Annotated in this window: 21 protein-coding genes; all 21 read right to left on the reverse strand. The window is 55.0% G+C overall.

Features of this window, described 5'->3' with window-relative positions; all coding sequences use genetic code 11:
* Window positions 1-25 precede the first annotated feature (25 nt).
* Complete coding sequence (flhB, locus tag E2H98_RS00705; RefSeq protein WP_133589667.1) at window positions 26-1,147, reverse strand: flagellar biosynthesis protein FlhB; 1,122 nt, start codon at window positions 1,145-1,147, stop codon at window positions 26-28.
* 1 nt (window position 1,148) lies between these two features.
* Window positions 1,149-1,928: a flagellar biosynthetic protein FliR gene (gene fliR, locus E2H98_RS00710; protein WP_133589669.1), complete on the reverse strand. Its 780-nt coding sequence runs from the start codon at window positions 1,926-1,928 to the stop codon at window positions 1,149-1,151.
* Window positions 1,929-1,934: 6 nt separating this feature from the next.
* Entirely contained in the window at window positions 1,935-2,207 is a 273-nt protein-coding gene (fliQ, locus tag E2H98_RS00715; RefSeq protein WP_133589671.1) for a flagellar biosynthesis protein FliQ, read from the reverse strand.
* Window positions 2,207-2,971 (reverse strand): flagellar type III secretion system pore protein FliP, encoded by a 765-nt coding sequence (fliP, locus tag E2H98_RS00720; protein WP_133589673.1) that lies wholly within the window; start codon window positions 2,969-2,971, stop codon window positions 2,207-2,209. The genes fliQ and fliP overlap by 1 nt, the downstream gene beginning before the upstream one ends.
* On the reverse strand, window positions 2,968-3,360 hold the full coding sequence (gene fliO / locus E2H98_RS00725; RefSeq protein ID WP_133589675.1) for a flagellar biosynthetic protein FliO: 393 nt from the start codon (window positions 3,358-3,360) through the stop codon (window positions 2,968-2,970). Before fliO ends, fliP begins: the two co-directional genes overlap by 4 nt.
* 9 nt (window positions 3,361-3,369) lie before the next feature.
* Entirely contained in the window at window positions 3,370-3,747 is a 378-nt protein-coding gene (fliN, locus tag E2H98_RS00730) for a flagellar motor switch protein FliN (protein WP_133589678.1), read from the reverse strand.
* Window positions 3,748-3,749: 2 nt separating this feature from the next.
* Window positions 3,750-4,754, reverse strand: a complete 1,005-nt coding sequence (gene fliM, locus E2H98_RS00735) for a flagellar motor switch protein FliM (RefSeq protein ID WP_133589680.1) — start codon at window positions 4,752-4,754, stop codon at window positions 3,750-3,752.
* 1 nt (window position 4,755) lies between these two features.
* Window positions 4,756-5,253 carry a flagellar basal body-associated FliL family protein gene (locus E2H98_RS00740; protein WP_133589682.1) on the reverse strand — a complete coding sequence of 166 codons (498 nt, stop codon included), beginning with the start codon at window positions 5,251-5,253 and terminating at the stop codon, window positions 4,756-4,758.
* 184 nt (window positions 5,254-5,437) lie between these two features.
* Window positions 5,438-6,055, reverse strand: coding sequence for a cation transporter (locus E2H98_RS00745; RefSeq protein WP_133589684.1), 618 nt, complete (start codon window positions 6,053-6,055; stop codon window positions 5,438-5,440).
* Window positions 6,056-6,135: 80 nt separating this feature from the next.
* Window positions 6,136-7,392 carry a flagellar hook-length control protein FliK gene (locus E2H98_RS00750; protein WP_133589686.1) on the reverse strand — a complete coding sequence of 419 codons (1,257 nt, stop codon included), beginning with the start codon at window positions 7,390-7,392 and terminating at the stop codon, window positions 6,136-6,138.
* Between the two features lie 79 nt (window positions 7,393-7,471).
* On the reverse strand, window positions 7,472-7,810 hold the full coding sequence (locus E2H98_RS00755) for an Hpt domain-containing protein (protein WP_133589688.1): 339 nt from the start codon (window positions 7,808-7,810) through the stop codon (window positions 7,472-7,474).
* A complete protein-coding gene (locus E2H98_RS00760) occupies window positions 7,803-9,518 on the reverse strand; it encodes an ATP-binding SpoIIE family protein phosphatase (protein WP_133589691.1) in 1,716 nt (571 codons plus the stop codon). The genes E2H98_RS00755 and E2H98_RS00760 overlap by 8 nt, the downstream gene beginning before the upstream one ends.
* Before the next feature lie 62 nt (window positions 9,519-9,580).
* Window positions 9,581-9,886, reverse strand: a complete 306-nt coding sequence (locus E2H98_RS00765; protein WP_133589693.1) for an STAS domain-containing protein — start codon at window positions 9,884-9,886, stop codon at window positions 9,581-9,583.
* A gap of 228 nt (window positions 9,887-10,114) precedes the next feature.
* Window positions 10,115-10,564: a flagellar export protein FliJ gene (gene fliJ, locus E2H98_RS00770; protein WP_133589695.1), complete on the reverse strand. Its 450-nt coding sequence runs from the start codon at window positions 10,562-10,564 to the stop codon at window positions 10,115-10,117.
* A 12-nt stretch (window positions 10,565-10,576) separates the two neighbouring features.
* A complete protein-coding gene (fliI, locus tag E2H98_RS00775; RefSeq protein ID WP_170179669.1) occupies window positions 10,577-11,899 on the reverse strand; it encodes a flagellar protein export ATPase FliI in 1,323 nt (440 codons plus the stop codon).
* Window positions 11,900-11,930: 31 nt separating this feature from the next.
* The gene (locus E2H98_RS00780) at window positions 11,931-12,617 is read right to left on the reverse strand and encodes a flagellar assembly protein FliH (RefSeq protein ID WP_133589699.1); all 687 of its coding nucleotides are present in this window, start codon (window positions 12,615-12,617) and stop codon (window positions 11,931-11,933) included.
* 36 nt (window positions 12,618-12,653) lie between these two features.
* Complete coding sequence (gene fliG, locus E2H98_RS00785; RefSeq protein ID WP_133589701.1) at window positions 12,654-13,718, reverse strand: flagellar motor switch protein FliG; 1,065 nt, start codon at window positions 13,716-13,718, stop codon at window positions 12,654-12,656.
* Entirely contained in the window at window positions 13,711-15,363 is a 1,653-nt protein-coding gene (gene fliF / locus E2H98_RS00790) for a flagellar basal-body MS-ring/collar protein FliF (protein ID WP_133589703.1), read from the reverse strand. The genes fliG and fliF overlap by 8 nt, the downstream gene beginning before the upstream one ends.
* An 11-nt stretch (window positions 15,364-15,374) precedes the next feature.
* Window positions 15,375-15,701, reverse strand: coding sequence for a flagellar hook-basal body complex protein FliE (fliE, locus tag E2H98_RS00795; RefSeq protein WP_198325196.1), 327 nt, complete (start codon window positions 15,699-15,701; stop codon window positions 15,375-15,377).
* A gap of 66 nt (window positions 15,702-15,767) precedes the next feature.
* Window positions 15,768-17,111 (reverse strand): sigma-54-dependent transcriptional regulator, encoded by a 1,344-nt coding sequence (locus E2H98_RS00800; protein WP_198325197.1) that lies wholly within the window; start codon window positions 17,109-17,111, stop codon window positions 15,768-15,770.
* A gap of 12 nt (window positions 17,112-17,123) precedes the next feature.
* Window positions 17,124-18,221, reverse strand: coding sequence for a sensor histidine kinase (locus tag E2H98_RS00805; protein ID WP_133589705.1), 1,098 nt, complete (start codon window positions 18,219-18,221; stop codon window positions 17,124-17,126).
* Window positions 18,222-18,300 lie beyond the last annotated feature (79 nt).

The following is an 18,300-nucleotide window of genomic DNA, read 5'->3' on the forward strand; positions in this document are numbered from 1 at the left end:
GATTACCTCAGGTTCGAAAATGGATTTAAAACTTCATCTCATCGGGAATCGGAAATTCCGTCGGCAGTGGCTTGGTGGCGGCGCGTCCGTACTTGCGAATCGAGTAGACATAAGCCAGTACTTGCGCCACCGCCAGGAACAGTCCTTCCGGGATTTCCCGATCGAGTTCAGTGGAGTGATACAAAGCCCGTGCCAACGGCGGTGCTTCGACGACATAAACCTGATGGGCCTCGGCGACACGGCGAATTTGCAGCGCGATCAGATCGGCGCCTTTGGCCACAACGCGCGGTGCACCGGGTCTTTCAGCGTCGTATTTCAACGCCACAGCGAAGTGCGTTGGGTTGGTGATGACCACATCGGCTTTCGGGATTTCTTCCATCATCCGGCGCTGCGCCAGCTCGCGCTGCAAGCGGCGTATGCGGCCTTTGACTTCCGGCTTGCCCTCCATTTCCTTGTATTCGTCCTTGACCTCCTGCTTGCTCATCCGCAGTTCTTTGGCGTAATGCCAGATTTGATACGGCAGATCGATGGCGACAATCAGCAACAGCGAAATCGAGATCAGCAGAAAGGTTTGCATCAGCAAAAACATGCCACCACTGATCGTGGCATGGACATCACCGCGACCAAGCGTCAAAAATTCGTCGAAAAACGTCCACAACGTCAAAGCGGCGACGCCGGCGACAATGAAAAACTTGCCAATCGCCTTCAGCAGTTCAACCAGCGCCTGAACACCAAACATTCGCTTGAAGCCGCTGGCTGGAGACAATCGTGACCATTTCGGCATCATCGCTTCTGTGGAGAACGTCGCACCGCCAACCACAATCGGCGCGAACAAGCTGATGGCAAACAAACCAAGCATAAACGGCAACAACGCCAGCGTTGCATCAAGGCCCGCTTCGGAAAGCGTTGCCAGCATCAGCCTTGGGGTATCAATGCCCTCCCCGGCTGAACGAATGACATCACGGGTGATGCGCTCCATTTCGCGACCGACATGGCCTCCAAACAGCATCATGAACAGTGCGCCACCAATCATGATCGTCGCCGTCACCCACTCTTTCGAGCGGACAACCTGCCCTTTCTTGCGCGCGTCCTGTTTTCGTTTGGGTGTGGCGGCTTCGGTTTTTTCACCGGCATCATGTTCAGCCATGTCAGCACCTCAGGCCAACAAGCTGACAACTGACTTCACGCATCCGGGAGAATTCCCGGTCGAAATGCATCGTGAAATCTGACGCCACAATCCAAAGCAGAATGAATCCGGATACCATCGTCGCCGGAAAACCAATAACAAATAAATTCAGTTGCGGTGTGGCGCGGGTCAAAATGCCGAACGCCAGATTCAGCATCAACAAGGCCAGCACCGCAGCCAGCGCGACAATCAAACCACCGGCAAACATCCAGCGGCCGAGATCGGCGAGCAGGAACCAATCAATTTTGCCGATCGAATCCAACCCGACCGGAATCGAATGAAAGCTCATGACGGCGATCTCGATCATCAATAAATGACCATCGAAGATCACGAACAACAAGGTTGCGCAGATCAAAAACGCCTGACCGACCAGCGGCACGGAAGCGCCATTGACCGGATCGACCAAGGAACCGAACCCCAAACCGGTTTGCAGCGAAACGAGCTGCCCGGCAACAACAAACACTTCAAGAAAAATGCGGGTGATAAACCCCAGCGCAATGCCAATCAATAATTCCTGGCCGACGATGACCAGGCTGGCCAAGGAAAACAGCGAAATATCCGGCATGGGGGGAATCGAAGGTGCCACCGTTACCGTGACCAGCACAGCAAGAATCAAACGAATGCGCGCCGAAACACTGCGGGTGCCGGTAATCGACATCGTCATCAGCAAACCACCAAGCCGGCAGAATGGCCACAGAAAAGCGGCCAGCCAAGCATCGATTTGGCTGAAGGTGATGTCCATCGTCGTTCAGGTACCGATAACGGAAGGAATGCTCAGGATCAGCGCTTCGGTATAAGAGATCAGCTGATCAACGAACCAATGACCAAGCAAGGCCAGCGCCAGCAATGTGGTCACCAAACGCGGCAGGAAACTCAAGGTTTGTTCGTTGATGCTGGTCGCCGCTTGAAACACTGCCACCAGTAAACCGACAATTAGGCCCGGCACAATAATCGCCGACACCAACACGACGGTCATCCACAACGCGCTGCGCAATAATTCAACGGCAAATTCCGGGCTCATCACACCACCCTGAAACTATTGGCCAGCGTACCGATGATCAGCGTCCAGCCATCAACCAGCACGAACAGCATCAGCTTGAATGGCAGCGAGATCACCAGTGGCGACAACATCATCATACCCATCGCCATCAGCACACTGGCGACGACCAGATCGATAATCAGAAACGGAATGAACAACATAAAACCGATTTGAAACGCCGTTTTCAATTCGCTGGTGACAAACGCCGGCACGACCACCCAGAAAGGCGCTTCCTCGGCGCTGGCAATCTCGGTTTTCGACAGGCGCAAAAATAAATCCAGATCGGTACGCCGAGTTTGCGCCAGCATGAATGAGTGGAATGGCGCTTTGGCACGATCGAAGGCTTCGGTTGCCGAGATCTGGTTATCCATGTACGGCGTCAGCGCCTGCTCATTGGCGCGTTGAAACACCGGCGCCATGATGAAAAACGTCAGGAACAGCGTCAGTCCGATCAGAATCTGGTTCGACGGTGTTTGCTGCATGCCGAGTGCCTGACGCAGAATCGCAAACACGACAGCGATGCGGGTGAACGAGGTCATCATGATGATCAGCGCCGGCAGGAAACTCAGCGCCGTCATCAGCATGACAATTTGTAGTGTCACCGAGTACTGCTGACCACCTTCAGCGGTGTCCGTTACCGTCAGGGCCGGAATGAACTCGGTGGCACCACCGCCGGCTGGCGGCGCTTCGGCGGCCATCACGCCTGTGCCCAGCAATAGCACCAAGACGAACAACAAACGGCTCATGGTTTTTCGCCTTTCAGCATTTTTTTGAACACTTGTGAGAAGTCCTGCTGACCCTGTTGTTCGCCATTTGGATCAATGACCGGCTCAGCAAATGATTGCAGATGAGTGATCTGATTTGGCGTCACACCAATCAGTAATTGCTGCTTGCCCACCTGTATCAGCATCACTCGTTCACGAGTGCCGACCGACATCGCCGACAACACTTTCATTTGTTTGTGATGACCAATCAAGCCGGTGCCGCGGCGCCAGAACCAAGCCAGCGCAAATACCACGGCCAACACCACCAGCAGGCTAAGCAGCAGGCGGGTAACCGATGGACCTTCGGCGATGGCGCTGCCAACCGGTGTCGCCGCCGGACTCGCGATCAATGTCAGCAACAAATTGTTCATGGCGATGACTTAGCGCAACTTCTTGATGCGTTCATGCGGCGACATGACATCAGTCAATCTGATGCCGAATTTTTCGTTGACGACAACCACTTCGCCGTGCGCGATCAAGGTGCCGTTGACCAGCACATCAAGCGGTTCGCCAGCGAGCCTATCGAGCTCAACGACCGAGCCCTGATTCAATTGCAAAAGATTGCGAATCGGGATCTGAGTGCGGCCAACCTCCATCGACAGCGTCACCGGAATATCGAGAATTACGTCAAGCTTTTCGGTACCTGCCCCTTTGGTCGACTCATCATGCAGCTCTTCCAAAGGCGCCGCTTCGGCTTTCTGCTGCTCGGCAATCGCGGCTGCCCACTCGTCTGCCATGTCGTCTTGATCTTTGGCCATAATCAGAACCCCACCTTCAGGCTATTCAAAATATGATCGCGACTGATTTCGGAATGAATCTTGATCGCGTAATTACTGTGAGAGGTACCGAACTGAGCGCGGAAACTTGGCAGACCGCCAGCGGTGACCAACGCATGTTCGAATAATTCAATCGGAATCACCTGACCGGCTTTCCACTCCATGATGTCGCGCAGTTTCACTTCGGTTTCCGCCAGCTTGACTTCCATTTCCACCGGTGCCGACATCACCTCTTCGCGCAGTGCCACCGTCCAGCGTTCATCGACGGAATCACGGTCAGATTGCACACCAGCGTCCAGCTTGTCGCGAATCGGCTCCAACATTGAGTACGGCATGGTCACGTGCAAATTGCCACCGCCGCCTTCCAGTTCAATATGGAAGCTGCAAACCACGACCACTTCCGAAGGGCTGACAATCGTGGCCATCGCCGGATTGACTTCCGAGTCGAGATACTCGAAGTCCACTTTCATCACCGGGCTCCAGGCTTCACGTAAATCGATAAATGCCTGATCGAGCAGAATGGAAATAATCCGGCGCTCCGTTGGCGTGAACTCGCGACCTTCGATCTTGGCGTGAAACCGCCCCATGCCACCAAAAAAATTATCGACCAAGCTAAATACCAAGCGTGCCTCCATTGTGAAAAGCGCTGTACCACGCAATGGCTTGATACGCACCATGTTCAGACTGGTCGGCACGAACAGCGAATGCACGTATTCGCTGAACTTGATCATCTGCACACCATTAATTGACACTTCGCAGGCTTGGCGCATCAGGTTGAACAAGCTGATGCGCATATGCCGCGCAAAGCGCTCATTGATCATTTCCAGCGTCGGCATCCGGCCGCGAACAATGCGATCCTGCGAGGCAAAGTCAAACGAGCGCGCCTCGCCTTCGGCAAATTCCTCGCCTTCGGTTTCGATATCGCCGTCATCAACGCCGTGTAACAGCGCGTCAATTTCGTCCTGGCTTAATAAATCGGTCGTGGCCATGTCACTGCATCACAAATGAGGTGAATAACACGCGGTCAATAATCTTTGCCTGTTCCTCAGCTTCCATTGCTGTCTGCAATTCTTCCAGCAGCTGTTGCTTGAACGCTTGCTGGCCTTCAGTCGTCATCAGCTGGTCAGCATCCTGCATCGCGGTGAACACCAGGATTTCGTTTTGCAGCAACGGCAAATGCTTTTTCACTTTCTCAGCCAGTTCCGGATTGGCGACCGAGAAGCTGATCGTCATTTTGACGGTACGTGGTTTGGTGGTGCCCGGCACATTGACCAGAATCGGTTTCGGAATATCGACATAGGTGGTGTTGATGACAATCGGCTCTTGCTCGGTCGCCTCTTCTTCACCTTCCGCTTTTTCACCGCCCATCAATAAAAATCCGACAACACCACCAATCAGCAACACGGCGACCACGCCAATGATGATGAACAGCTTTTTGTTGCTGGGTTTACCGACCTCTCCAAGCTCCAAATCTTGAGCTTCAGCCATATCGTCTTCTCTCCGGTACCATTGAACGTGTTTATGCAGCTTTCGGGCCAGGCCAAAAACTCACCAAAAACCATAGATATTTCAGTCACTTGAAATATAGAACAGAAAACAAAAAGCGAAAGCGCCGATTTATTGACGATAGTTCGGCGCGAAGTCGGAACGGTTGTTGAGGTTTTGACGCGGTTCAGGCGCTGGCGTGCAGTTGCTGCCTTGAGCGTTGCACGACACCGAACCCGGAGCGCAGCAACAGTATCGCCAAGCCGACGGCGATGAGGGTATCTGGCCAGCGTTCGCCGCTTAACCACACCAGCACGGCCGCCAACAGCACTGATAGATTGGCCGCGATGTCATTGCGGGCACATTCCCAGACCGAGCTCATGTTGATGTCGTCTTCGCGATGGCGCCAGAGCAGCCAGACGCAAATCGAGTTGGCCAACAGTGCCAGTGCGCTGAACACGCCCATCAACTCGAATACGGGCACCGATGTCAGCATCAGCGAACGAATGATTTGAACGATGACCAGCACCGCCGCCAGCAAAATCAGCACGCCTTTCAGCAAGGCGACTCTGGCCTTGGTCTGTTGACTGCGTTGAATGGCGTAAAGACTGATGGCGTAGGTAAAGGCATCGCCGAAGTTGTCAAAGCTGTCGGCGAACAAGGACGTGGACTGAGAAAGCAAGGCGACAAAGAGCATGATCGCGAACATCAGCGCGTTGATCCAGAACACCGCCAACAAGGTGCGTCGCTGGCGCTGACGCAAGGCGTTCAAACCGCAACCATCGTTGTCGCAACAATCAGCCATTCGTGCGTTCGCAGTACAGGTGAACCATCAACCACATTGTGGCAGAAACGTCGGCCAGACGTTTTGCAGTTGCTCAGCGATCAAGCATAGGCATCGAACAGACGATCAGCGAGTGTGCCGGTGGTCCGCCCGGCATCAGCCATCTGATTTTCGCCGTTGGCAGCGTTACCGGCTTTCGCCATGCCGCCATCGGTTTTTTCCTGCTGGCTTTGTTGGTCGCGATGCTCAACGGTGACATCGGCCAATTGCAGCTGGCTGGCATCGAACATTTCCCGCAGGCGGTTGATGGCATTTTCGACCTGTTCGCGGGTCAGCGCCTGCTGAACAATGAAATGCACCTTGATTTCGCCTTCGCTCTGGCTGACCTTGATTTCCATCGGCCCCATATCGGGCGGATCGAGACGGATTTCCGCCGAGTCGATTTTTCGCTGTGACATCGACAGGGTTTGCTGGCCAAGCAATTCGGCAAACTGCGGACTGAACAATGGCAGGAACGGTTTGCCAATGGCGCTAGCGTCCGCGGATGGTGTCGACGTGCTGGAAGATGCGGTAGTCGATGTGGCGCTGATCACCGAAACCGGTTCGGTTTCGCGCTGACCGGTCCGCCAACGGATATTGACCGCCGAGCCCGGCGTCACGGCCATTTGCGAGGACTGCTGTTTGCCTTCGTTGATCAGTTGTTCAATGGCAAATGTGCCGTTCGCCAGAACGTCGTTTTTGTTGCCAATCTTGGCAACGTTAGCATAGCTGTTGTCGCTGTTACTCTGGCTTTGCTCGGCAGCGTCAGTTGGTGCCAGCGGTGCGGCCTTGGCCGTAAACTGAAAAGGGTTGAATTTATTATCCAGGGTCGTGGTGGCGTTGGCATCGAGTTCGTTTGCGAACATCGATGGCTGGCTGTCGACTGCCTGTTTGGAGACGGAAGGGTCAACGGTCGAACTCACGCCTGCCGGCAATTCTTTGCCGCCGGTCTGCTCGCTTGTTGCCGCCATCGATACGTTAGCTTTGACTTCCATCTCAAACGGCAAGCGCACCTGCCAAAGTGGCATCGGTTCTGCTTCGTCAATGGTTTCGGGCATCGGCTCGATTGCGGCCTCGCCATCTGCTACCAGCGGCTGTGACGCGGCAAGTTTTTCCAGCTCTGCCGCCGGTATTTCGAGGATTTCACTCGCCGGCGAAGGCAGCTTCAGCGACTTTTCCGGGCTCGCGATCGGCATTTGCTGCTGCGATAACAGCATCGCGAAATCGATGCCTGCTGGCATGCCTTGCGCATCGGGCATGGCCAAGCCGTCGGCCGGCAACTGGGCCGTATCCAACATCAAAAGCAGAGCGGTATTCATCGCGCGTGATCCGAAAGCAATTAAGATATCGGATGCTACGCAAGGAGCATGCCACGGATTTGTAAACGTGGCCTGCGGTTCAGACCATGCTCAATCGCAGGGCTTGGCGTACACGTTGATATTCGCGTTCCAGCTCGGGCATTTTTTGCTGCGCGCTGCGATAATCGGCCTTTTTCAGCAGGCCTTCCAGTTGCTGAAAAAGTTGTGCCAGCGGCTCGGCACCAACATTGCCACAACTGCCCTTCAGGCTATGGAATTCGCGTCTGGCCAGCTCATAGTCATCGCGGCCCATGGCTTCGCGGGCTCGGGTCAGGCGTTGCCGACTGTCGGTCAGAAAAGCATCGATCAATCCCTGAAATTCATCGCCGAGAATATCTTTTAATTCTTCTATCTGCTTGAGATTGATACTGTCATTCATCGTGGATATCTACCTGTCGCCACCGGTATTGAATCGCCACGGTATTTCCGTTACCAGAGTACTCCACTCGTTCACATAAACGGGAAAGTAGGCCGACCCCCCGGCCGGCATAGCCGCGCAGGTTTTCCAGCGGTCGGTTCAGCCTGTCAGCATAGTCGAAGCCCTGGCCGCTGTCATGGATTTGAATTTCCAGCGTCCCGCCATCCAGTTTAGGACAATGCCGGCAAAACACCTCAATCCGCCCTGAATCCAGTGCCATTAATTTTTCATGGCGAAGCCGATAGTACTCGGCGAAGCCGTCGGACGACCGTTTCAGGGCTGAATCGAGTTGCAACACGCCATGCTCCAGGGCATTCGAATACAGCTCGGCGAGAATGGCAAACACTTGCCCGCGATGAACGCGCAAACCCGGGATCTGCATCAGTACATCAAGCAACACCGGCAACGGGTCTGACTCGCGAAGCGCCTGCGCCTGCAGCGTCAGCGCAAACGAGAAATCTTTGGGTCCGTGACGCTCGTTCTTGTCAGCGATAGCCGGCCGGCCTTGCATTTGTTCGGGAACGATCAACACTTCCAGCGCGGTTGCATCATCGCTGCCGCTGGTACCAGCACAAAAGCGGCCAATTTCGCTCAGTAGCTCATTAATGATGACCTGATTGTTGCTGACCGTTCCGACACATTGCAGCATGCGCTCTTCGCCGAATTGCTCGTCGTTGGCGTTGCTGCATTCGGTCATGCCGTCGGAGTAGACCAGCAGGCGATCATGCTCTTCAAAGCCAATGGTCTCGACGATAGCGCGAAAGCGGTCGTCGTCAGTGATGCCAAGCGGCAGATGTGTCGAGCGGAACTGAGCGACTACGCCCTGCCCGTCTCGCCACAACAAGCCGTTCGGCATGCCGCCATTCCAGACCCGCACCACCGACTCGCGAATGTCGATTTCGGCGGCGAAGGCACAACAGAACACACCGACGGGCAATAACTCGCAAAGCCGACTATTCATCGCGCTGACAATATCGCTGAGTGCAAAGCCGCGTCCGGTCATGTCATAAAACAATTCCGAAATCGGCATGGCACCAATGGCCGCTGGCAAACCATGGCCAGTGAAATCACCGAGGAAAACGTGCACACCACCGCCAGGCTTCTCGGCCGCCAGCAAGACATCGCCATTGAAAATATGCAGCGAAGAAAGATGATGATAAATGAACGGCGCATCGAGACAGCCTGGATGGGCAATACGATCGAAAATCGCTTTTGCCTGCTGCTGTTCGCGTTCCATCCGCTTCTGGTGTTTACGGATCTGGTCACGCTGATGCGAGACGGTTTTGTACAGCTGTTGAATGCGACGCAGCGCCCGCAGCTTGGCGTGCAGAATATCTTTCTGATAAGGCTTGGTCAGAAAATCATCGCCACCGACTTCGAGACAACGCGTCAGCGCATCAACGTCGGTCATCGCGGTCAAAAAAACGATGGGTACCAGGCGTTCATCACTGAGTGCCTTGATTCGACTGGCAGCACCATAGCCGTCGAGATTCGGCATCATCAAATCAAGCAGCACGATGTCCGGCTGCTCGGTCATGAATAAATCCACGGCCTGCAAACCGTCTTCGGCAGTGATGACTTCATGCCCTTCGCGCGCCAGCAAGGCTTTCAGGATGATCCGATCGCTGTAATTATCGTCGGCGATCAAAATGCGCAGGTGTTCAGCCATGACGCGCCCTCACCCCGGCCAATACGCAGTGGCGGAGCGTTTCATGGTCGGCAAAACACCGCTCAGGAAATACGAAACAACTGCTCAAAATTGGAAATGGTCAGGATTTTCCTGACATCGGGATTGCAGTTGGTGATTTGAATTCTGGCGCTGTCGCCACCGGCGTAGTCTCGCAGTAGCAGCAGCATGCCGAGCGCGGAGCTATCCAGATAGGTGGCATCCTTTAAATCGATGATAAAACTTCTGGGCTTGTTTTCCGGCTTTTCGTAAATGTCGCGAAATTGCTGATGAGCACTGAAATCGAAGCGGCCGGCAACGTGAATGGTCAGTTCACTTCCGTCGGCATTGACACTACTGGTAATGGTCATCTGTTGCTTAACTCCCGAACCTACCCCTGACCCAAATGGCTCCACCGACAACACCGCCACCAAACCTTGGTAACGATAGCGGTTGCAAACGATGGCTTCCAGTACCCACGAGCAAGCCTGCACGGCTGTACGCTGAGCTTAAAGGAATATAGACCAATCCGGTTTCAGATGTGGCGACAGTCGAATTTTTTTGCGCCGGAAAACTGACGTTGGCGTCGGGGGTAATCATTAACCCTGACGTTTCAGGGTGCTTTGTCGGGCGCTGAGCTCGTCGGTTGAAGCCTGCTCACGCTTGTCGCGTGCGGCCGACTCATTTTTCTTCATTTGCTCCACAGCATTGTCGAGCGCAATGGCCTTACCGGAGCGCTGGCGGTAATGGTGCACCTGCCGGCTGACGTGTTGTTCAGCGCCTTTGAGCCGGTCGCGCTGCTGGGCGATAGCCCGGTCAAGTTGGGTAATGAATGATTGAAACTGCTGCAACGCCAAGCCGGCCAAGCCCGCCCGACCTCGACGCTGGAAATCCGCCAGATACTCCTGTTTGTACTGAATGAGTTCCTCCAAGCGTTTGTTCTCCGCCGCCACGGAAGCGCGCGCGTCCCCAAGCTGGCGGGCCGCTTGCTGCTTCTGTTGACCAGCCATTTTGGCAATTGGGGCCATACGTTCCGAGCGATTCATCATTCACTCCTGGCGTTAACGGGTGGAGGCCGGCAAGCTCGCCGGCTCTTGCTGAATCAGCGCCATCAACTGCTCCAGACTTTGCTCGTAGGTAACCTGCTCATCAAAATCCTGACGCAGAAAATCATTGATCGATGGCAGCATCGCTATCGCTTCATCAATGGCGTTATCGGAGCCAGCCTGATAAGCCCCGACACTGATCAAATCGCGATTCTGTTGATAAATACCATAGATCTGTTTGATGGCGAGCGCCGCCAATTGTTGCTGGCGCTCGGTGATTTGCGGCATCGCCCGGCTGATGGAGGCTTCAATATCGATCGCCGGGTAATGGCCGCTTTCGGCCAGGCGGCGCGACAGCACGATATGGCCGTCAAGAATCGCCCGCGCGGCATCGGCGATCGGGTCTTGTTGATCGTCGCCTTCGGTCAACACCGTGTAAAACGCCGTGATCGAACCAGCACCCTTGGTGGCGTTGCCAGCCCGCTCAACCAGCACCGGCAATTTGGCAAATACCGAAGGCGGATAACCTTTGGTCGCCGGCGGCTCGCCAACCGCGAGCGCGATTTCCCGTTGCGCCTGACAGTAACGGGTCAACGAATCCATCAACAGCAAAACGTTCTTGCCCTGGTCGCGAAAATGTTCGGCGATGGTTGTCGCCACTTGCGCACCCTGCAAACGCAGCAGCGGCGGATTATCGGCCGGCACCGCGACGACAACGGCGCGCTGCAAACCTTCTTCACCGAGAATATGCTCGATGAACTCTTTCACTTCGCGTCCGCGCTCGCCGATCAACCCAACGACAATGACATCAGCGCTGGTGAACTTGGTCATCATACCGAGCAACATGCTTTTACCAACGCCGGAGCCGGCAAAAAGCCCCATGCGCTGACCGCGACCAACGGCCATCAAGGCGTTGATGGCGCGCACTCCAACATCGAGCGGTTCTTCAATCGGATGCCGATGCAACGGATTGATCGGTTTGCCAATCAGTGAACGACGGTGACCGATGATCGCTTCCCTGTTGTCAATCGGGCGGCCTTCGCCATCAAGAATGCGGCCGAGCAATTCATCGCCAACCAAAATTTCTGCGGCTTCTTCCGAAGGAAAAACGGTGGCGCCCGGACCAAGCCCATGCAGATCCGCGGTTGGCATCAAATACAGTCTATCGCCAGAAAAGCCGACCACTTCAGCTCGATGCAAGCGGCCATCATGACCGCGAATCAAACAACGCCCACCGACAGGAAGCTGACAACCCACAGCTTCCAACGTCAAGCCAACCATGCGCACCAAACGACCTTCGATTTTCAAACCGGGCGAACTCGGCACTCGCGCCTTCATCCGGCTCAGGCGTTCGCCAAATGAGCGCCGTTCAACTGTCGTCGCTGGCACGGTCGCCTCCAAGCACATGGGCAACAATACCGGCGACACGAGCATCGATACTGGCATCAATCGCTGAATCGTCGGTGGTTACTTTGCAACCACCACGCTGCATCGATGGGTCTTCACTGATTTGCCATTCGCGCGAATCACTTTGCTCCATCGCAAACACTTTGCGAATGAATGCCGCGTCTTCCGGATGCAGACGAATCCGTATCGTTTGTTGGTTCATCGGCAGCAAGGCCACGGCTTCGCGCACCACGGCAACAATTTCACCGGGATTGGTGCGCAGTTCGCGACGGATCACCTGTTTGGCAACACTGAAGGCCAGCTCGGCCAAGGCTTGTTCGGTTTCATCATCGCGATCAGCCAGCGGCTTCTGCAAGGCGTTGAACAAGGTTTCAAACTGCTGACGGTATTGATCAAACTGGCTCTGGAGTTTTTTTTCCAGCTCTTCTCTTGCTTGCTTTTCGCCAGTTTGCCGCCCTTCTTTCAGGCCCTGCTCAAAACCTTCCTGTCGCGCCTGCTCACGAATCGCCTGCAGCGCTTCGGCAGTCAGATGACCGGTGCTGCGTTTGGTTTGCACATCACCGAGCGCGTTGTGTTCGACTGAGTCTTGCTCGCCCAGTGTCGGCATGCGCCACAGGCGAACCTTGTCGTCGTGTTCAGCGGCCGCCATGTCCGACTCCAATCCTCTTCACGCGCGTCGTACTCATCAAATCATCGCCTCGCCGCTACCGCCCAGCACAATTTCACCGGCATCCGCCATACGACGGGCAACGGTCAATACTTCTTTCTGGGCATTTTCGACATCGCTCAGTTTGACTGGCCCCATCGATTCCAGATCTTCGCGCATCAATTCCGCCGCGCGTTTCGACATGTTCTTGAAGATTTTTTCCCGCAGATTTTCGTCGGCGCCTTTCAATGCAAGCAGCAGGACATCGGTGGATACTTCGCGCAGCAATGACTGAATGCCGCGATCATCGACATCCATCAAGTTGTCGAACACGAACATCAAATCCTGAATCCGTTGCGCCAGTTCCTCGTCGACATCTTTCATCTGTTCCATCAGCGCGCTCTGCACGCTGCCGTCGAGGTAGTTCATGATGTCAGCGGTGCGCTTGGTGCCGCCCAGACTGGCTGACTTCGAACTCGTCTGGCCGGAAAGCTGGCGCTCCATGATGAAGTTCAACTCCTGCAGCGCCGCCGGTTGCACCGACTCCAGGCTGGCAATACGCATCGACAAATCGAGCCGGACTTTTTCCGGGAACATTTTCAGAATTTCCGCCGACTGATCCGGATCAAGATACGCCAGGACGATGGTTTGGATTTGCGGGTGTTCAAAACGAATCAAATCGGCGACAGCACGTGAGTCCATCCATTTCAGGGTGTCCAAACCTTTGGTGCTGGCACCGGCCAGAATTCGATCACAGAGTGCATCGGCCTTGTCTGTGCCGAGCGCCGAGCGCAGTGTTTTACGAATGTAATCTTCAGTACCGATGCCGATGCCGGTTTGCCGTTCGACTTCGCCAAGAAAACTGCCGACTACGCCGTCAACATCGTTGCGTTCGACATTTTTCACTGAAGCCATCGCCAAACCCAGGCGCTGCACTTCCTTTGGTCCCATGTGCTTCAGTACCTGGGCTGCGGCTTCTTCGCCCATACTCAATAACAGAATCGCCGCGCGTTCCGTTCTCGAAAAGCGCGTCAACTCCTGCGATTTTTTCTCGCCTTCAGCAGACTTGTCACCGGCCTTTTCCAGTGCTTTCGACTCAGCCATCTTGCTCTATCCAATTCTTCACAACTTGTGCCACCAGTTGCGGGTCTGATTGCACTACCGCTTTGGCCCGGGTCACAGAATCAAGTTCCGTGCTGACCGGCGGGGGCAGGCTCAGACTATCGGGTTGCGACAAGCTGACTCTATCTGGGGGTAACCCTTCAATCATAGGCAAAGAATCGGTAATCGGCGCAGCGCGCGGCGGCGAGGTCAGGCGACGCATGACCGGACTTAGTACGCCGAAAATAAACGCCAGTGCAATAAGCAGTGCGATCGCTGGTTTCAGCATCAACTGGAACCAAGGTTGCTCCCAAAACGGCAACTCCATTGGCGCTTCCGGCACATCGACACGAACAAACGGAAAGCTTTGAATCTCGACCAAATCGCCACGCTGCACGTCGTAGCCTATCGCGTTGCGTACCAGTTTGGCGATGTTGTCGAGTTCGGCTTGTGCCCGTGGTGTGCGCTGCGCTTGTTCGCCAGCGGCGGCGGGCGCGCCTTCAACGTAATCGAGCCCGACCGAGGCGGTGATGCGCTTGACCATGCCAATCTGATTGCGGGTATGGGAAATGGTGGTATCCACTTCGTAATTGCGCTCGGCTTCACTGCGCACGCGGGCATTGTTGTTGGCCGCGGCAACAGCACCTGGTGCTGCTGCAGTAGCCACTTCAGGAGCCACTGCCGGCACCGGCGGTTGATTGGTCAACGCCCCTGGCACTCCAGCAGTGCCGGCATCAGCGTTCGATTCATTCAAGGTGCGTTCGGAGCGGACCACGCTCAGCTCCGGATTGAACACTTTCTGTGTTGATTCCGACTGACTGAAATCCATATCAACATGGACTTCAACGGTGTACTTGCCCATGCCGACGATCGGCTCCAACAAGCGCTCGATTTTTCGTTGCAGCACTTCCGAACGTTTGCGGCTTTCAGCGAATTCGCGACTGGACATGATTTCATCACGCGACATGCTGCCGCTATGATGCAAGCGGCCGAACTGATCGGTGATGGTTACGCGCGAAGAATCGAGATTAGGCACACTACCAGCGACCAGATCGACCATTGCCCGCACTTGTTCTGGATCGAGTGTGCGCTGTCCGGTCAAATTCAATAATACAGAGGCGCTCGGTTTTTCCGAGTCACGAACAAAAACCGCTTCTTTTGGCAATGCCAAATGCACTTCCGCCGCACGCACACCGGAAAACTGTTCGATGGTGCGCGCCAGTTTCAATTCCTGCGAACGCAGCAAACGCGCCTGCTCCAGACGCTGGCTGACACTGAAACCGGAATCTTTCGACAAATACGCATCGGCTTGGCCGGCGCCTACCTCAATGCCCTGGCCGCTCAATTGCATTTGCACCCGCTGGTATTCATCCTGCGGCACCATGATCGTGCCGTCCGGCTCCAAGCGATAGGGAATTCTTTGTGCTTCCAGTTGCGAAATAATTTCCAGTGCTTGCGCGCGTTCAACTTGGCCGAGCGGTCGCATCAGTGGCTCTTTCAACCAGATCACCACCATGATGCCCAGTGCAACACTGGCCGCCAGACCAATCAAAATGCCGAGCTGGCGCAATACATTCAAGTTGCTCAAGTTGCCCAGCGCACCGCCACCAAAACCGGGCAGGTTCGGCGCTGCATTTGCTTCTGCCATACGTTGCTACCTCAGATCGGCATATTCATGATGTCTTGATACGCCGACACCAGACGATTACGCACTTGCACCGTTGCCTGAAACGCCACGCTGGCTTTCTGGCTGGCAATCATTGCTTGCACCAGACTGACACTTTTGTCGCCCATTTCCACCCGGCGCTGCAAATCCGATGATTGCATCTGCAGTTGATTGACGTTGTCCAGCGCTTTGCCCATCAGGTCGCCAAACTGGCCAACCGGCGTCGTGCTTTTCGCCGCTTCCGGCTTCTGATTGGCGGCAGCAGCGGCCATCGCGCGGAGTTCATGCAGCAGCAATTGGTTGCCTGCAATTTTCATCATGTTCTCCTGATTAGTGGTTTATTGTCGAAATCACGTAGGTTGGGCTTCGCTACGCTCAGCGCCAACCTACGCATCTGGCACCTCGTAACCGAGATCACGCATACGGGCAATTTTGTAACGCAGCGTGCGCGGGCTCATGCCGAGCTGACGCGCCAGCGTTTCACGGGTTTGGTCAGTATCTTTCAAAGCCATCAGAATGCGTTCGTATTCGATACGGCGCACGGCATCACCAAGTGTCGCATCATTGACGCCCGGTTGCGATGAAGTGACTTGTTCTTCCTGATGGAAGCTCAGCTGAAAATCTTCGGCTGACAGTTCTCGGCCGGCTTGCAGAATCAACGCACGTTGCACGGCGTTATCGAGCTCACGGACGTTTCCTGGCCAGTTGTATGCAGTCAATGCCTGCTTTGCCGAATCCAATAACATCGGCACCGGACGTGAGGCACGCTGGGCGTGACGGTTCAGCAAATGTTCGGTCATTGGCACGATGTCACCTGGACGCTCGGCCAGCGAAAGGCATTTGATCGGAAACACATTCAGACGGAAATACAAATCCTCGCGGAAACGATTGGCGCGCACCTCTTCGCGCATATTGCGGTTCGATGTCGCTATCACCCGGACATCGAGCGGAATCGCTTTGCGGCCACCGAGACGCTCGACTTCGCGTTCCTGCAATACCCGTAACAACTTCGCTTGCAAGCCCAAATCCATTTCGGAAATTTCATCGAGCAGCAGCGTGCCGCCTTGAGCTTGTTCGAATTTGCCAGGGCAGGCCTGATGGGCACCGGTGAAAGCGCCTTTTTCATAGCCAAACAAAGTTGCTTCCAGCATGTTTTCCGGAATCGCCGCACAATTGATCGCGACAAAAGCTTGATTGGCGCGCGCCGATTGTTGATGAATGAATCGCGCCAACACTTCCTTGCCTACGCCACTTGGGCCAGTCAGCATCACGGTGGCATCGGAACCGGCAACACGTTCAGCCAGTTGCAGCACTTCCTTGCTGCGCGGATCGGCAGCAACCGGTTTGTTACCGGCTTGCGTGTCATTGACGTAGAGATTCAGCAGCTCGACCAGATTGTCCGGGTCAAACGGTTTTTGCAGGTAATCGGTGGCGCCATCCTGCATCGCTTTGACGGCATTGCCGACATTGCCGAATGCGGTCATCAGCACCACTGGCAAATCGCCAAGCTCGCGGCGAACGAAGTGCAGCAAATCATGGCCGGTCCGTTCGCCTTGCAAATGCCAATCGGACAACACGAGTTTTGGTTTTTGTTGTCGCAACAAAACAGCGGCATCTTCCATCGAGTGCGCGCTGCGCACATCGAAACCGGCAGTCTCCAGGGTATCGACGACCGCTTCGCAAAGCGCCATATCGTCTTCAACCACCAGTACGGAACGTTCAGAAATCATGCCTGCACCTCATCATGCCGTAGCCGACAGCGGCCACTGTGCGGACTGGCTTTGATACAACGGGAATACCAATGCAAATTGGCTGCCGACATTCGGCTGACTGCGCACCTGCAAATCGGCTTGATGCGCTTCACACACGGCCTGAACCACTGCCAAGCCAAGACCGGTGCCTTTTGATTTGGTCGTGAAGAAAGGCTCTTTCAAGCGACGCAAGGTTTGTTCGTTCATGCCGCTGCCGTTATCGAGCAAGGTCACGACAGCGCCCTGCTCCGTTTGTTGCAACGAAAGGTGCAAGACCCGTTTGCGCTCGGTCACATTCAGCAAGGCATCAATGGCGTTGTCGATCAGATTGCCGAAGGCACCGAGTAATGAATGCCGGTTGCCGGTGATCAGGCAGGCTTTTTTGCTGATCGAGAGCTCGAAACTGATGCGATGGTTTTTCATCTGGCTGGCGTACTGATCTTTCAATTGCGTCAACAAGGCATTCAGTTCCAGCGTTTCGACATTGGGTTTGCCACCACCAGCGACGATCAACATGTCGGAAATCTGACGCTCCATATGTTGAAGACGTTCGATCAACCGTTCGCTGTGCTTTTGCGCGGTAGCGCTGCCGTTGGCATTTTTCTTTAACGCATGCGCCGATAACATGGCGGTGGCAATTGGTGTGCGCAATTGATGGGCAAGGCTCGCCATGACCTGGCCGACACCAGCCAAGCGATTTTTGCGCGCCAGGCGTTCCTGCAATAAACGGGTTTCAGTCAGATCGGTGATGACGATCATCTGACCGTCACCATCACTCAAGGCGCGAGTCTGAATTTGCACGCGCTTGCCGCTCCTCAGCGACACTTCCAGACCATCATCCGGCTGCGGCAAAAAGCTGCGTTGAATAATCGTCAACCAGGTCTGATTGATCAGCGGCGTCCCGAGCAATTCAATGGCGACCGGATTGGCATCGACGACACGGCCGTTGCGATCGAGCAACAACACGCCGATCGGCAGCAACGACAATAAGTCGCGCAACTGATCGCTGTGCTGGCTGTCGCTGGCCATCAGGCCCGGCAACAACCGATTCGATTGAAAGGAAAGATTCTGGGTCGAGGAATCCGTCATGTTTCCGGCTCCGATTCGCTTCACTGAGGTGGTATAAGCGAAAACCGTGCCAGAGTTATTTTTTGTTTATTTACAATAA

The sequence above is a fragment of the Permianibacter aggregans genome, assembly GCF_009756665.1.
GTDB classification, from domain to species: Bacteria; Pseudomonadota; Gammaproteobacteria; order Enterobacterales; family Permianibacteraceae; genus Permianibacter; species Permianibacter aggregans.

Excerpts from the sequence above, each read along its gene's own strand:
- flhB (WP_133589667.1), bottom strand. The coding sequence starts at position 1,147 with ATGGCTGAACATGATGCCGGTGAAAAAACCGAAGCCGCCACACCCAAA.
- fliR (WP_133589669.1), bottom strand. The coding sequence starts at position 1,928 with ATGGACATCACCTTCAGCCAAATCGATGCTTGGCTGGCCGCTTTTCTG.
- fliQ (WP_133589671.1), bottom strand. The coding sequence starts at position 2,207 with ATGAGCCCGGAATTTGCCGTTGAATTATTGCGCAGCGCGTTGTGGATG.
- fliP (WP_133589673.1), bottom strand. The coding sequence starts at position 2,971 with ATGAGCCGTTTGTTGTTCGTCTTGGTGCTATTGCTGGGCACAGGCGTG.
- fliO (WP_133589675.1), bottom strand. The coding sequence starts at position 3,360 with ATGAACAATTTGTTGCTGACATTGATCGCGAGTCCGGCGGCGACACCG.
- fliN (WP_133589678.1), bottom strand. The coding sequence starts at position 3,747 with ATGGCCAAAGATCAAGACGACATGGCAGACGAGTGGGCAGCCGCGATT.
- fliM (WP_133589680.1), bottom strand. The coding sequence starts at position 4,754 with ATGGCCACGACCGATTTATTAAGCCAGGACGAAATTGACGCGCTGTTA.
- E2H98_RS00740 (WP_133589682.1), bottom strand. The coding sequence starts at position 5,253 with ATGGCTGAAGCTCAAGATTTGGAGCTTGGAGAGGTCGGTAAACCCAGC.
- E2H98_RS00745 (WP_133589684.1), bottom strand. The coding sequence starts at position 6,055 with ATGGCTGATTGTTGCGACAACGATGGTTGCGGTTTGAACGCCTTGCGT.
- E2H98_RS00750 (WP_133589686.1), bottom strand. The coding sequence starts at position 7,392 with ATGAATACCGCTCTGCTTTTGATGTTGGATACGGCCCAGTTGCCGGCC.
- E2H98_RS00755 (WP_133589688.1), bottom strand. The coding sequence starts at position 7,810 with ATGAATGACAGTATCAATCTCAAGCAGATAGAAGAATTAAAAGATATT.
- E2H98_RS00760 (WP_133589691.1), bottom strand. The coding sequence starts at position 9,518 with ATGGCTGAACACCTGCGCATTTTGATCGCCGACGATAATTACAGCGAT.
- E2H98_RS00765 (WP_133589693.1), bottom strand. The coding sequence starts at position 9,886 with ATGACCATTACCAGTAGTGTCAATGCCGACGGAAGTGAACTGACCATT.
- fliJ (WP_133589695.1), bottom strand. The coding sequence starts at position 10,564 with ATGATGAATCGCTCGGAACGTATGGCCCCAATTGCCAAAATGGCTGGT.
- fliI (WP_170179669.1), bottom strand. The coding sequence starts at position 11,899 with ATGAAGGCGCGAGTGCCGAGTTCGCCCGGTTTGAAAATCGAAGGTCGT.
- E2H98_RS00780 (WP_133589699.1), bottom strand. The coding sequence starts at position 12,617 with ATGGCGGCCGCTGAACACGACGACAAGGTTCGCCTGTGGCGCATGCCG.
- fliG (WP_133589701.1), bottom strand. The coding sequence starts at position 13,718 with ATGGCTGAGTCGAAAGCACTGGAAAAGGCCGGTGACAAGTCTGCTGAA.
- fliF (WP_133589703.1), bottom strand. The coding sequence starts at position 15,363 with ATGGCAGAAGCAAATGCAGCGCCGAACCTGCCCGGTTTTGGTGGCGGT.
- fliE (WP_198325196.1), bottom strand. The coding sequence starts at position 15,701 with ATGATGAAAATTGCAGGCAACCAATTGCTGCTGCATGAACTCCGCGCG.
- E2H98_RS00800 (WP_198325197.1), bottom strand. The coding sequence starts at position 17,111 with ATGATTTCTGAACGTTCCGTACTGGTGGTTGAAGACGATATGGCGCTT.
- E2H98_RS00805 (WP_133589705.1), bottom strand. The coding sequence starts at position 18,221 with ATGACGGATTCCTCGACCCAGAATCTTTCCTTTCAATCGAATCGGTTG.